The sequence below is a fragment of the Bacteroides sp. MSK.20.82 genome (assembly GCF_019052485.1).
GTDB classification, from domain to species: Bacteria; Bacteroidota; Bacteroidia; order Bacteroidales; family Bacteroidaceae; genus Bacteroides; species Bacteroides thetaiotaomicron.
The window spans coordinates 110,649-126,278 of record NZ_JAHQUN010000003.1 but is presented as its reverse complement, the minus strand read 5'-3'; the positions used below and the strand labels follow the sequence as shown (position 1 = coordinate 126,278).

8 protein-coding genes are annotated in these 15,630 nt (G+C 44.1%); 6 read left to right on the top strand and 2 right to left on the bottom strand.

What is annotated here, in order from left to right:
• The first annotated feature begins 15 nt into the window (after window positions 1-15).
• Window positions 16-1,206 carry an SAM-dependent methyltransferase gene (locus tag KTR07_RS04675; protein ID WP_181981949.1) on the top strand — a complete coding sequence of 397 codons (1,191 nt, stop codon included), beginning with the start codon at window positions 16-18 and terminating at the stop codon, window positions 1,204-1,206.
• 295 nt (window positions 1,207-1,501) lie between these two features.
• Here the strand turns inward: KTR07_RS04675 and xyl3A are convergent, their stop codons facing one another.
• Both xyl3A and KTR07_RS04665 read right to left on the bottom strand, forming a co-directional pair.
• Window positions 1,502-4,093, bottom strand: coding sequence for a xylan 1,4-beta-xylosidase (gene xyl3A / locus KTR07_RS04670; protein WP_117981449.1), 2,592 nt, complete (start codon window positions 4,091-4,093; stop codon window positions 1,502-1,504).
• Between the two features lie 463 nt (window positions 4,094-4,556).
• A complete protein-coding gene (locus KTR07_RS04665) occupies window positions 4,557-5,132 on the bottom strand; it encodes an RNA polymerase sigma-70 factor (RefSeq protein WP_011108581.1) in 576 nt (191 codons plus the stop codon).
• A gap of 194 nt (window positions 5,133-5,326) precedes the next feature.
• On the opposite strand from KTR07_RS04665, the gene KTR07_RS04660 reads away from it, so the two are divergent.
• Genes KTR07_RS04660 through KTR07_RS04640 form a run of 5 tightly spaced genes read left to right on the top strand, consistent with a single transcriptional unit; the run spans window position 5,327 to window position 15,467 of the window.
• Entirely contained in the window at window positions 5,327-6,235 is a 909-nt protein-coding gene (locus KTR07_RS04660; protein ID WP_008767289.1) for a FecR family protein, read from the top strand.
• A 57-nt stretch (window positions 6,236-6,292) separates the two neighbouring features.
• A complete protein-coding gene (locus KTR07_RS04655) occupies window positions 6,293-9,670 on the top strand; it encodes a TonB-dependent receptor (protein ID WP_011108582.1) in 3,378 nt (1,125 codons plus the stop codon).
• A gap of 12 nt (window positions 9,671-9,682) precedes the next feature.
• Window positions 9,683-11,617, top strand: coding sequence for a RagB/SusD family nutrient uptake outer membrane protein (locus KTR07_RS04650; protein ID WP_011108583.1), 1,935 nt, complete (start codon window positions 9,683-9,685; stop codon window positions 11,615-11,617).
• A 37-nt stretch (window positions 11,618-11,654) separates the two neighbouring features.
• On the top strand, window positions 11,655-12,551 hold the full coding sequence (locus KTR07_RS04645) for a DUF4959 domain-containing protein (protein WP_008761774.1): 897 nt from the start codon (window positions 11,655-11,657) through the stop codon (window positions 12,549-12,551).
• A gap of 9 nt (window positions 12,552-12,560) precedes the next feature.
• Entirely contained in the window at window positions 12,561-15,467 is a 2,907-nt protein-coding gene (locus KTR07_RS04640) for a M60 family metallopeptidase (protein WP_011108584.1), read from the top strand.
• Window positions 15,468-15,630 lie beyond the last annotated feature (163 nt).

Genomic DNA, 15,630 nt, shown 5'->3' with positions numbered 1-15,630 from the left:
GAATATAAACAACCTATGATGCAAATCTCCCCCGAAACCCAGCTCTTTATCCGCGAACATCAGACGGATGATGTACGTGCTCTGGCCCTGCAAGCCCGGAAATACCCGAACGTAGATATGCCGACCGCCATCACACAGATAGCAGGAAGGCAGGTTGCTGCCGAAAAAATTCCATCATGGAGAGATACGGATGATATATGGTACCCGAAGCACCTGTCACTGGAGCAATGCTCGTCAGAAGTCACCGCCCGCTACAAAGCAACCCTTTTAAAAGGTAACTCCCTGACGGACCTGACCGGAGGATTCGGAATAGACTGTGCTTTCCTTGCTGCCAAATTCAAATCCGCCACTTACGTAGAACGTCAGCAGGAACTCTGCGAAATAGCAGCCCACAATTTTCCCATCCTGAACCTAAACCATATCAACGTAAAGAACGAGGACGGAGTGAGTTATCTGCAAGCTATGTCTCCGGTAGACTGTATCTTCCTCGATCCTGCCCGTCGCAACGAGCACGGAGGAAAGACGGTTGCCATCTCGGACTGTGAGCCCGATGTAGCCGAACTGGAAGAACTCTTACTGAACAAAGCGGAACAGGTCATGGTCAAACTCTCGCCCATGCTGGACTTGTCATTGGCACTGAAAGAGTTACAACACGTACAGGAAGTCCACATCATATCTGCCAATAATGAATGCAAAGAGTTGCTACTGATACTCGGACAAGCATCGGTAGAAGAAATATCCATCCATTGCGTAAACCTCCCTACCAGGGGGACGCAGGAAGAACAGCATTTCGTATTCACCCGCGAACAGGAACAGTGCAGCGAATGCAACTATACCGACACACTGGAAAATTATCTCTATGAGCCGAACGCTTCACTCCTGAAAGCCGGAGCTTTCCGCAGCATCGCCTCCGCATTTCCTGTTAAAAAACTGCATCCTAACAGTCATCTTTATACTTCTGATGTGTTGGTCGAGAGCTTTCCCGGCAGGGCTTTCCACATCATTAGTCAGTGCAGCCTTAATAAAAAAGAACTAAAAGAAAGTCTCGGAGACTTGAAAAAAGCAAATATCACAGTACGTAACTTTCCGGCTACGGTTGCCGAACTCCGTAAACGAATCAAATTGTCGGAAGGTGGAGACACTTATCTGTTTGCCAGTACCTTAAACAACGGACAAAAAGTACTGATCCGCTGTGAGAAAGCCTGAGTCTGTAATAGCATTACAACACAGCCCCTTCCTGCACCATTACATCAGTATATGAAACAGGAACGATAAAAAGGATAAGGATCACTCAGCTGTCCTTAAAATCCCAGACTGAATTTCCCGAAAAATAAATGAGAGTGTAAAAAGTCAAAAGTAACGAAACTGGGGCTGACAAAAAAGTCGGCAGTATCTTAAATCTCCTCCTTCGGGAAGGAGGAGTACCCGCAGGGGGAGGTGGTAGGTGAATACACAAGCTATTGCTACTGACTTTTGACACCCTCATTAATAAGTAATATTATTACCGAAGAGTTACACTCAATTTATTCCCCGAAGGTACATCCGAACTATTGCCATACATGATTTCATATTTTCCGGGCATAATACGCATGGTATTTGTAGTCGGATCAAAGAACTCAAATGTAGTTGGCAAAAGATCGATAGATACGACACAAGTCTCTCCCGCCTTCAGCGGTACCCGACGGAAAGCGCGCAAACTCTTTATCGGTCCTTCCGCATCATCTACTTTGCGGACATACACCTGAATAACTTCAGCTCCATCATACTTCCCTGTATTCTTCACATTGACTTTAAAATTCAAACCCTGTCCGGCAGATATAGTTTTCTTATTCAAACGTCCTTTGGAAATATCAAAAGTAGTATAACTCAATCCGTATCCAAAAGGAAACAAAGGAGCTTCCGTCATATATCTATAGGTACGATTCTTCATACTGTAATCTTCAAAATCCGGCAACTGGTCCGTATTCTTATAAAAAGTAACGGGCAGCTTTCCACTCGGATTAAAATCTCCAAACAGAACGTCCGCCACAGCCAGTCCGCCAGACTGCCCGGGATACCATGCCTGCAAGATAGCATCACAAGACTCCATCTCAGGAACCAATGCGACTGCCGAACCAGAGCAGTTTACAAACACCACCTTCTTCCCTGCTTTCTTCAATGCTTTCAGGATATCACGCTGCACTTGCGGTAGTTCAATTGAAGTACGGTCGCCGCCAGCAAATCCGGGACTGTTAACGGAATACATCTCTTCGCCTTCCAAACTCGGCGAAATGCCACCTGCGAAAATAACAATATCCGCTTCTTTGACTCTATCGACAACCATCTCAGGTGAAATATGACGATAAATACCCAAATCAAATCTAAGCAATGCCTCCGCACCTGCCTGCATATATTCTATTCTGATCTTATAATCTGTTCCCGCAGTCGCTTTCAGTGTATAGTCTCTTTTAGCACTGGCATGTTCTCCCCAATAGTCAATCACCTTTTCCCCGTTCACATATACCCGATAGCCATCATCTCCTTCAATCAGCAACTCATAAGCTCCACTCTCTTTCGGACGAAAACTTCCTTCATAAACAGCAGTAAAATTATATAAGCCCACACCTGTGGCAAAGGCCGTATTCCCACCATTACTCAGATTAATCGGAGAAGTAATCTGACTTGTAGCCGCTACATCACCACTCAAATTCATATTATTCCAGTAGGTAGCCGTCAGACCGGGACGCCCATTGTTGGAGATCTCATTAAAATAAGATTCAAAAATCCGATTATCCAGCAACTCACATCCTTTCTCAAAAGGCACATCGCCTATCTTGCAGCGAATCCCTTCCAAAATAGTATATGTATGCGAGGGTACACCTTCGTAGTTTCCCCATTGCATCACCGAATCAACCGCATTCGGTCCCATCACTGCGATACGTGCCCCTGTTTTTGCCAACGGAAGCACACCATTATTGTGAAGCAATACCATAGATTTACGTGCCAGATCCAACGCCATCTGTTTGTGCAAATCACAATCCACAGTATCTATACTAATTTTGCTCCAGGGGACGATAGAGTCCGGATCCATCTCGCCCAAAGCAAAACGGGCTTTCAACAAACGGCGCAAACTTGTGTCTATACGTTCTTCTGTAATTAGTCCCTGCTTCACAGCTTCCTCCAAATGCGAATATATCGAACCACATTCAAGGTCAGTTCCATTAATCACAGCAGAAGCACTGGCATCCGCAGCATCTTTATGTGTCTCATGGCGGCCTTTCACAAAGAAATCATCAATAGCACCGCAATCACTTACAACCAAATGTTTATATCCCCATTCATCCCTCAATATTTGCGTTAACAACCGGTTGCTACCACAACAGGGCTCTCCTTCCAGGCGTTGATAAGCGCACATCACTTCCTTCACGTCTGCCTCTTGCACCAAAGCCTTGAAAGCCGGAAGGTAAGTCTCCCATAGATCACGGGGAGAGAGGTCTTCTACATCAAAAGAGTGACGTTTCGCCTCAGGACCACTATGCACTGCATAATGCTTGACACACGCATGAGCCTTGTCATATTCGGCATCTGCCGGCCCCTGCATTCCCTTTACTACAGCTACTCCCATACGGGTAGTCAGATAAGGGTCTTCGCCGAAAGTCTCCTGTCCCCTTCCCCAACGCGGATCACGGAAAATATTCACATTCGGATTCCAAAAAGTAAGCCCTTCGTTTCCATATCCATAGCGATTACGGCGATGGGCATCGTGGAATTTAGCACGTCCTTCATCACTAACGGCAACATACACTCTTTCAATTGCTTCATCATCAAAGGTAGATGCCATACCCATAGTTATCGGAAACACTGTAGCCAGTCCATTACGGGCAACACCATGCAAAGCCTCACTCCACCAATTATAGGGAGCTACTCCTAACCGTTCTACCGCAAAAGAAGAATTTTTCATTAATCCTATTTTCTCTTTCAAAGTTAATCTCCCTAATAAGTCTTCCGCACGCTCTTCGGGAGTAAGTTTCGGATTCTTATAAGGTTCATTCTGCGCGAAGCTGCCCATCGACGCAACGATACTCAAACTTAAAGTTAACAGTACTTTTTTCATTTTGTCCAAATTAATTAAAGCTTTATTTATTATGTTACCTTGCAATTTCACATTGGAAAACTACATTCTAATCATTGCTTTCAAATACAATAACTATGATCGGGGAATGCTGTCTGATTTATCTGTTCAAATGGAAACGCCTAACTTGAAACAGCGATGAATGATAAATGTAGTGCAAAAAAAGCTGCTATACCAAACTTTTTTCCAACTATTTTTATTACTAAATAATTTTTGCGAATCAAAGCTTATTACTATCAGCCTCCAAACTTGATTATAGCCAAAAGTACATGAGTTTCTATTACATCATTAATAATCTGACTACTTCAGAAAGTCTATCTGAAAAGAAAAGAGGCTATTGAAAATACAGATAAAGTAACAGCCTGCTAAGAACAGCAAGAAAGAAGATAAGTATATTCCGACACTATATAAATAATGAGAAAGAAGGAATGTCTTATTTTTATAACTAAAATGAAAGAAGCGACAATAGAATCTCCCAGCCTCGCTTCACCTTATCTTTCAAGAATTTCAAGGCCTTACCCATATGTATTTCTACAGTCTTCTGACTAATACCAAGCCTCTCGGCTATCTCCTTGTAACTCAGGCTTTCTTCACGGCTCAACAAGAAACACTTTCTTTGTTGTTCAGGAAGTGAATTGATTAACCGATCAATGAATATTTTTAGTTGAGAAGCGCAATAATCTTCCTCCACAGTAGTGGAGTTATAATAACCTTCGTTTCCATAGGCTACCAAAACAGAGGTTTTGAAAAGATTCTCATTTACTCTCTTCTTATTTTTATTAAATACGATGTTTCGGGTAACAATAAAGAGAAAACCTTTGATATTTTCATCTTCCTTCAGTAAATGCCTTGATTCCCACAACTTCACAAACACATCCTGAACAATTTCCTCTGCATCAGCAATTGTAGCGATGTACAATCGGCTAAAGTCATAAACCTGACTCCAATACTCGTTATACAAATCTATAAACGCTTGATGATCACCGCCCTTAATAGCCAATACTCTTTCTCTTTCGTTCATATTTGTGCAAATATTAGTGACAACAAAGCTATACATTATTTAAAAGATACAAAAATAAAACACATTTTTTTTATATCCGATAGGGGTAAATGTAATATGGGGAGTATTTAGTATGTAACCGAAGTCAATAACGATCATTATCACTAATATACAAAGACGTGAATTCAATAGAACTCATTAATATTATAAAAAAGATGTTAGCCGACAGACTGACAACTTCCGAAAGGGAACAGCTTCTCAATGAGAAGCCTATGGTTAACTTTCAGTCTCAACAATGGGATAAAGCTCCTAAAGCTCATATACAAGATCATGTTCCCCCGCACACCATACTCAATAAGATTATGGTCAGATGCCGGAACGAAAAACAGCCTTTAGAGAGAAACAAGAAATACTATCGTATCGGATATTCCATCGCTGCCACTGTTGCCATCTTCATTATCGGCTTTTGGATTGCCAACAATATTTCATCATCCGACATTAATATCAGTGCTCCAATGAATGATAAGCTGGCAGTCATGCTGCCGGACAGTTCGGAAGTATGGCTCAACGCAGCTTCTCAAATTCGCTATCACAAGTCATTTCTGAACAACAGAGAAATCTTCCTGGAAAAAGGAGAAGCTTTCTTTAAAGTGAAAAAAGCTCAGGGAGCACCCTTCAGGGTTTATTTCCGGGAATCGCGTATTGAAGTGACCGGAACGGAATTCAACATCAAAGCCGGGCACATGGAATCGGAAATTACCTTATTCACCGGCTCCATCAAATTCCAGGCAGAGGAAGGACAGCGAGAACTGCCGATGCAACCGAACGAACGAATCGTATACAATACCCAGGCCAAATCAGTTGTACGCACGAATATAGATATCAACGAGTATGACTGGCGCTCAAGTAAATATCGCTTTACCAACAAGCCATTACAGGAATTCATCGATTTTATCAACCGTTCATACCATGTAAACATCATAATTAAAGAAGAAAAGCTCAAAGAGCTGAAGTTTAACGGAACTATACGTAAAGACGAGCCGCTTACCAATATCATCGAAAAGATATGTATCAGCCTCGATTTAAAAGAAAAACAAGAAAATAACAACATCATATTATATTAATACATAAGAATCAATTATCAATATATTCACTATTAACCTTTTAGAAACATGAAAAACATGCATTTTAGTAACAGCATACTCAGATATGCCGTTCTATTGATTTGCTTCCTTCCAATGGCTCTCTACGCTCATGGCGCACAAGGAAAGAGAATCATTCTCAAGGGTCAGTCTATCACCATGCAACAGGCTATTCAGCTGATTGAAGAAAATAGCCAGTACACTTTCTTCTTCAAGTCCGGTGTTATCGCCAATGACGAGAAAAAGGACTACGATTGCGAAGGAGACATTAATGAGATTTTAAGAAAAGTATTCAGTAACAGCGGAATCGACTATGTCATCAAGAACAATGAGATTATCTTGAAAAGCGCGAAAGCAGAGGCTGTTCAGCAAAAGAGTCAGGGACCGAAAAAGTCGGAAATCGTAGGTGTGGTAGTCGACGCCAACACAGGTGAATCCATCATCGGTGCTTCCGTACAAATCAAAGGGGCTGCTACAGGAGTAATCACCAACATTGACGGAAAGTTCACGATTATGGCTGCTCCTTCGGATGTTATTCTCATTTCTTATGTAGGATACACTCCCAAAGAAATCAAGATCGGTTCACGCAAAGTGTTATCCATCGATTTGAATGAAGATGCCAAGCAGTTGGAAGAAGTAGTCATCACAGCTTATGGTACAGGACAAAAGAAAGCCAGTATGGTAGGCTCCGTTGAATCTATTAAACCGGCTGAATTAAAGGTACCTTCTACCAATCTGTCTACTGCATTTGCCGGACGTCTGGCAGGTGTTATTGCCGTCCAGAAAAGTGGTCAGCCGGGAGCTGATGGCGCCAACTTTTGGATTCGCGGTGTTTCGACCATGAACGGAGTCACCGATCCACTAATTATTCTGGATGGTGTACAGGTAAGTTCAAGTGACTTGAATAATCTTGATCCTGAAATTATCGATAGCTTCTCTATCCTGAAAGATGCTACCGCAACAGCGATGTACGGTACCCGTGGTGCCAACGGTGTGATGATTGTAACCACCAAATCGGGTATGAATCTGGATAAGCCGATCATCAACTTCCGCATGGAAGCACAGATGTCTCAACCGACCAGCACTCCTAAATTCGTAGACGGTGCTACTTATATGGAACTTTTCAACGAGGCCGTAAACAATGACAATAGCGGTGACGTGCTTTACAGTCAGGATAGAATTGACGGAACACGTGCCGGATTGAACCCTTATATCTATCCGAACGTAAACTGGTATGACGAACTATTCAAAGACGCTTCTTACAGCGAAAAGTTCAACTTTAACATCCGTGGCGGTGGTAAACGTGTAGACTACTTCTCCAGTATCTCTGTCAACCACGAATCCGGTATGTTGAAAAATCGTTCAAAGGATTTCTTTTCCTATAATAATAACATTGAAATCATGCGCTATAACTTCCAGAATAACATCAATGCCAAATTGAGCAATTCTTCTAAGTTATCCTTGCGCCTGAACGTACAATTGCGTGACATGACTACTCCTAACCAGGGAGTAGGAGCCATCTTTAACAATGCCATGAATACATCACCTGTTGAATTTCCAGTATATTTCCCGGATGACGGTGAAACACCTTATATAAAATGGGGAGCTACAGAACGTGTCAACGCCGACTATCAGACCAACCCGGTGGCTCAGGCTGCTACAGGCTACAACAAAGGATTCCAAAGCACAGTCATTGCAGCACTGGAATTTAACCAGAAGTTGGATTTCATCACCGAAGGTCTGAGTTTCAAAGCACTGGCTTCATTCAAGAACTGGTCGAGTTCCGAGAACAAACGTGAAGGGAAGTGGAACAAATTCGCACTGACCGGATACGAAGACGATGGCAATGGTGGCTACACCTACACAACAAGCCGTATTGGAGACGAATATACGACAAACCTGACCGCAAAGAATACAAATTCCGGCGACCGCCGTTTCTATTTGGAAGGAATGGTCAATTACAGCCGTACATTCGGTGAACATGACGTCAATGCGATGCTAATCTATAGCCAGGACGAACTTGTAAACAACACACCGGGCGATGGGAACTTTATCGGTTCATTGCCTCAACGCAAACAAGGTCTTGCAGCACGCGCCTCCTACGCTTATGCCGGAAAGTATATGGCTGAAGTGAACGTAGGATACAATGGATCGGAGAATTTTGCCAAAGGACACCGTTTCGGTCTGTTCCCCTCCATTGCCGCAGGTTATAACATCAGTGAAGAATCTTTCTTCAAACCTTTGAAAAACGTTGTTTCTAAATTGAAGCTACGCGGTTCGTGGGGTCTGGTAGGTAACGACCAGATTAATGGCAGCCGTTTTATCTACATGTCTCAAATTGACCTGGGCGGCAAAGGATTTACAACAGGTGTCAATCAGAATGTAACCTACAATGGTCCCGTTTATCAACGCTATGCCAATGAAGATATTACATGGGAGGTAGGAGAAAAGATTAATTTTGGAGTCGATTTACAATTGTTCCACTCTTTAGACCTTACTTTTGATATCTTTCGCGAAAATCGTCGCGACATCTTCCAGGAGAAAGGGACCACTCCGACATATATGGGTACAGCTACCACTAAAGTATACGGCAACCTGGCAGCTATGCGCAATCAGGGATTTGAATTAGCAGCCAGCTATAACAAGCAGTTCAACAAAAACTGGTTCGTCAGCTTCAAAGGAACTTTCACATATGCGCATAATGAAATCACCCAATATGATGAATCACCGAAATATCCATGGCAGTCAAAAATCGGAGTCAGTGCCAATAAGAATGCCATTTATATTGCCGACGGACTCTTCATTGATGCAGCAGATATTGCCAACCACCAACAACAATTGGGAGCGGCAGTGATTCCAGGAGATATCAAATATATCAATATTTCAAGAGACTGGTACGGATATGATGATAACCTGACAGATACAGACGACTGGGTATGGGCAAAACATCCCGGCGTACCGGAGATTGTATATGGCTTCGGTCCCTCTATTAAATGGAAGAATCTGGATTTCTCCTTCTTCTTCCAGGGAATAGCCAGAACCTCCTTCATGGTAAAAGATTTCCATCCCTTTGGTGACAGTATGCTGCGCAACGTACTTTCATGGGTGGCAGACGAACGCTGGAGTCCCGACAATCAAAACACCAATGCGACTTACCCGCGCTTGTCACGCAAAACCAATAACAATAACAACAAGTTGTCCAGCTATTGGGAGCGTAACGGTGCCTTCCTGAAATTAAAGAATGCTGAGATCGGATATACCTATAAGAATATGCGTTTATACATCAGCGGTTCTAATCTGATGACCTTTGCTCCGTTCGATCTGTGGGATCCTGAACAGGGTGGTGGCAGTGGTCTTTCATATCCGACCCAGCGCGTATTCAACATTGGATTCCAAATGACTATTAACAACAAATAATACCTTAAAGATATGAAAAAGAATACACTATATCTATTTATCCTCTTATTGATTACAGGGCTGAATACTTCCTGTAACTATCTGGATATCGTTCCCGACGAAACAGCCACGGAAAAGGATGCCTTTGCCAATCCCCGTGCTGCACTGCGATATTTATATTCCTGCTACGGATATCTGCCTCAGTCAAACATGGTTCAGTCATGTATGGACTTTACCGGTGACGAAACGATCAGCCCGTTTGCCGAAAGTTACGTAAAATTCGCTGAAGGTTCTTATGACTCAAGCAATACAATTATCAGTTATTGGAATACACTGTTTCAGGGAATACGTCAATGCTATTTGTTGAAAGAAAATATCCACTCCGTTCCTAAGATCAGCCAGGAGGAAGTCGATCTTTACACGGCAGAAGCCGACTTCCTGATCGCCTATTTCCACCTCCTTCTGATCAAATGTTACGGGCCGACCATTTTGGTAAAAGAACTTCCGGCACTCGACACTCCCGCAGAGAATATGCTTGGACGTCGTCCGTACGATGAATGTATCGACTGGGTTGCCGACTTACTTGACGATGCAGCCACCAGACTTCCTGCCACACGCAATAGTTCGGATTATGGGCGTGCCACGAGCGTCATTGCCAAAAGCTTAAAAGCACGTATGTTGCTTTATGCCGCTTCACCATTATTCAATGGGAACCCTGATTACACAGACTTTAAGAACCCGGACGGCGAACAGCTCATGTCGACCACTTATTCGGAAGAAAAATACAAACGTGCAGCAGATGCAACATGGGATGCCATTCAGGCTGCATCAGGAGCCGGTCACGAGCTCTATATAGCCAGTACTACAAGTAATGCTTATCCGGAACCGACCAACCTGACAGAACGCACACTTCGTATGACCTTTATGGATAGCGAAAACTACAAAGAAGTCATCTTCCCCGAAACCCGTAAAGCAGGTGCTTATGGTATTCAACGTAAATCCATACCTTTCTTCCCACGTGGCTCGTGGAATGGTATAGCCCCCACTATTACCATGCTCGACCGCTTCTACACAGTCAATGGATTACCGATTGACGAAGACCCCGAATTCAATACAAACAACAAACTGGATATCGTAACCATCCCTGAAGGCACTACCTATGCCGAACCGGGAAAAAGAACATTATACATGAACATGAACCGCGAACCCCGATTCTATGCGTGGGTTGCATTTGAGAACGGTTATTATGAATGTCGTACAGACGATAAAAGATATGCTTATCACAAATTCTGGGGTGCTGAGCGTTCTGAAGGAGACAAGTGGTTGACCGGATTTCTGGCAACAGAAAACTGCGGTGTCAGAGCCGATGACGGAAAGATAGTCACTGCGGCACGCTCTCAGAACTACTCCAAAACAGGATACCTGAACAAAAAAGGTGTACACCCAGGGATACAAGCTACCGTTGGTACCCCCGGACCAACGGTAGAATATCCATGGCCTGTGATACGTCTCGCCGAACTTTACCTGAACTATGCCGAAGCCTGCGTAGGATATGGTAAAGAAGGATATCCCGAAAAAGGAATGGCTTATCTGGACAAAGTACGCGAACGCGCCGGACTAAAACCGGTACTGGAAAGCTGGGCAAATGCCAAAGTTCCTTTGACAAGCTATGACGGCCAATGCGGTCCCGACGGCAGAGTGATGAAAATCGTCAGACAGGAACGTATGATCGAGCTTTATCAGGAGAATCATAATTTCTGGGACATCCGCCGCTGGAAAATGGGAGAAACTTATTTCAATGTCAAGGCACGTGGTCTGAACATCCTTGCCGAGACAATGGAAGACTTCGCCAAGATTGTGGAGATACAGGACAAGCGTACATTCGATGCACCCCGTCAGTATCTGATGCCTATTCCGGCAGGTGAAGTAAGCAAGAACCCGAACATGGTGCAGAATCCGGGCTACTAATCAATGATGAATAACAATTATTAAAAATAATCTGATCATGAAAAAGATACTTATAACGATATGTCTTATCGGAGGATTAGCCATGCTCTGGTCTTGCAGCGATGACAAAGATTCCTATCCGGTACCCAGCGACATCGAAAATCTAAAAGCGACTCCCGCTCCGGGACAGATTACCCTGAGCTGGACCAACCCTGCCGATGAAAACTTATATTATGTACAGATAGAATATACAATCGGAGCCACAGGAAAGTCATACAGAAAACAAGTCAGCCAATACGCCAGCGAATTGGTAATAGACAATCTGCTCCAAAAGTACGGTGAAATAGACTTTACTGTACAAGCCTTCAATCGTGGCAATACGGCAGGGCCCAGCCACCAAATAACGGCTCAGGCAGAAAAAGCCAACCCTACTTTCGGCACTCCCGTAAAGATAGATCTGGACTATAAGAAAATATGGACGAATGCTCCATTTCCTACCCGTCCGATAAAAGACCTGGTAGACGGAAATATAGCAACCTTCTTCCACTCGTGGTGGAGCTCACTAGTGGAAATGCCACATTATCTGGTAGTAGATTTAGGCGAAGAAGTCAGCGCTATTAAATTCCGTTCGACTAATACCAACCGTGCGAACGATAGTTCATGGAAAACGATCAACTTATATACAAGTGATAGTTATAATCCAGCAGAATGGTTTGATGGCGTCGAGAAAATTGATGGCAATACAGTGGATATCTCACAGGCAGGCACCCACAAGGAAACTACCTTAACAGGGCTTCCTAACGGAGTGAGCGAAGTGTATAACTCGGAGATAATTCCGCTGTCAAAACCTTCCCGCTATCTTTGGTTCGAAGTGACAGAGACCACGAAGGGAACCCCTTATTTTGCTTTAGGAGAACTAGAAATCTATCAATGTTCAATGGTCGTACTTGAATAAAAAAAAAGAATGAAGAAATATATACTGCTTTTCTTTCTATTATCGTTGCTGCCATGCCTGTCTACGGCATGCTCTGACGATGACGGCTCTTCAACCCCCAATTTAACCGTTGGAAAAGAGACAGTTGATTTCAATAGTGAGTCCGGTAGCCAGAATGTAGCTGTCACTACCAATGTGGATACCTGGACTGTCAAATCAGATAAAAATTGGTGCCACCCGTCAGCAGACGGGAAGGCACTGAAAATATCTGTAGACGAAAGCGACGAACGGTACGTGCGCAAAGCAACCGTTACCGTGATAGCTGCCGACCAGACAAAGACAATCACAGTACGCCAGTTGGGATACGAAGCAGCCATTCTGGTTGACCAGTCCAGCTTTGAGGTAGGTGTTATCGGTGGAGAAATCCAGTTTGACGTGACGACAAATGTAGAAGTAGCCATCACTTTGCCGGAATGGATTACCGCAAAACCTGCCAGCCGTGCACCGGCCACAGTCACCACCCCCCATACATATATGGTGAAAGCAACCGGACTTGACAGTCAGCGTCATGGCAACATTGAAATAACGGAAGTATTACCGACTATCGATCCCGATACGGAACAGGCAGAACCTGTAAGCGCATCCGTATTTGTTACTCAGAAAGGACTCAACGAATTTGCCGAAGGCAACGGAGAAGACGTAAAAGGTGACATCAAGATCAAAATAGTAAGCGGAACGGCTTCTTCTTTTCAATCCGGCAGCAACATCGAAAAATCTTTTGACGGAGATTATTCGACACTTTATCATTCCAGTTGGAGTAATGGCGCAAGCAACTATTTCCCCATCACATTAACCTATAATTTTGAAACAGTCACAGATGTCGATTATTTGATTTACCATCCGCGCAACAACGGAAATAATGGTAGATTCAAAGAAACAGAAATACAATATTCAGCAGACGGTCACACATTCACAAAACTTATTGATAAGGATTTTCAAGGTTCGGCTACGGCAGGCAAAGTAACATTTGACCAAACGATACAGGCAAAGTCTTTCCGTTTCATCGTAAAAAGCGGTTCCGGTGACGGACAAGGATTTGCTTCGTGCGCCGAGATGGAGTTCTTTGCAAAGAATCCCGTGAACTTTGATTATTCGACTCTCTTCACAGACGCAAGTTGCAGTGAACTGAAAACCGGTATTACGGAAGATGACATAGCGCAGTGCGAATACCCGTTCTTTAAGAATATAGCCTACTATATGATTAAAGGCAAGTATCCCGCAGAGTTCCGTATCAGCGAGTTCAAGGCATACCCCAATCCGGATATCCAGTCGGAAACCCACAAGACCAACCCTTACAGCCAGTTGGACAATCCGACCGGAATATCGGTCAAGGCAGGTGAAAACCTGATTGTACTGGTGGGAGACACACACGGATATGACATCGGACTGCGGGTACAGAATCTGGATGCACCTGAGAATGACGGTTTTGGCGGAGTGACCTACTTACTGAATCAGGGAATCAACAAGCTTACTATCAGCGAACAAGGACTGGTGTACGTGATGTATGTCACAAAAACGCTGGACGATCCGGCAGCGGCCCCTGTCAAAATCCATTTTGCATCGGGAAAGGTGAACGGCTACTTCGACTCACAAAACCCGGAGCATAACGGACGCTGGTCGGAACTGCTCAACAAAGCAACCAACCGGTATTTTGACGTACTGGGGAAATATGCCCACCTCACTTTCGAGACGAGTGACCTACGGACGTACACAGGTTCCAAGGGAGATGAACTGATAGACCTTTATGACAAGATCGTGTACAGCGAGCAGCAGTTGCTGGGCTTGGAGAAATACGACAAGATGTTCAGAAACCGGATGTATCTGAATGTCATGTATAAGTCCTATATGTACGCCACAGCCTATCACACAGCCTACAACCGAACAACAATGAATGAAATCTGTAGTCCGGAGAAACTGAAGACAAGCGCTTGCTGGGGACCGGCACACGAGATAGGACATTGCAATCAGACCCGTCCGGGAGTATTGTGGGGCGGCAACACGGAAGTGACGAACAACATCATGTCCGAGTACATACAGACCACCATTTTCGGCCAGCCCTCCCGCATACAGGTCGAAGACATGGGAATCACCTACCGAAACAGATACTCCAAAGCATGGAGTGGGATTATCGCTGCCGGAAGTCCGCATGCCGACTTCCAGAATCTGGGAAAGAATAATGCCAACGATGTATTCTGTAAGCTCGTTCCCTTCTGGCAACTGGAACTCTATTTCGGGAAAGTGCTGGGCAGGACTCCGTTGCAACAGGCGGACAAAGGAGGTTTTTATCCGGAAGTATATGAATACGCCCGCAATAAAGACTACACGGGAATGACTCACGGAGAAATTCAGCTTGACTTTGTATATACCTGCTCCAAGATTTCCGGTATGAACTTACTCGACTTCTTCACCAAATGGGGATTCCTGACTCCGGTCGACAAGGAACTGGACGACTACGGGAAAAAGCAGCTGACCGTGACACAAGACATGATAGACGCTCTCAAACAGAAAGTGAACGCACTGGGAGGCACCCGTCCGGATGTCGCTTTAGAATACATTTCGGATAACACGTACGAACTGTATAAAACGAAAACCGCCATCATCAAAGGAGAGAATGCCACTCATGCTCCCAAGACATTTACGGTAGGTTCCGGCGATAATGCGGTGACTTACAACGGTGAGACCATCACGATCAAGAACTGGACCAATGTAGTGACGTACGAAGTGAAAGATGAAACCGGCAAATTCATCCTCATCTGCAGCGGCGAAAATGCCCCTTCGTCTGTAGACACATTCACGATTCCGGTTCGCTGGAAAGATGGTTTCCGGTTAAGCGCCGTTTCCGTTACGGGCGAACGTATCGACATTCCAATGAATTGATCGTATCTCAGATACATTCAAGATAACTTTTTATCGGGTTAGGTATCGAAGGGTGTCCGCAGGCGGGCGCCCTTCTTGCGTAACACAATCGTAGCATATTTGTTACGCGTTCTTCAATCAACTGTAAAAAGCAAGAAACGTCAAACCTCTACTTTTGCAGCAA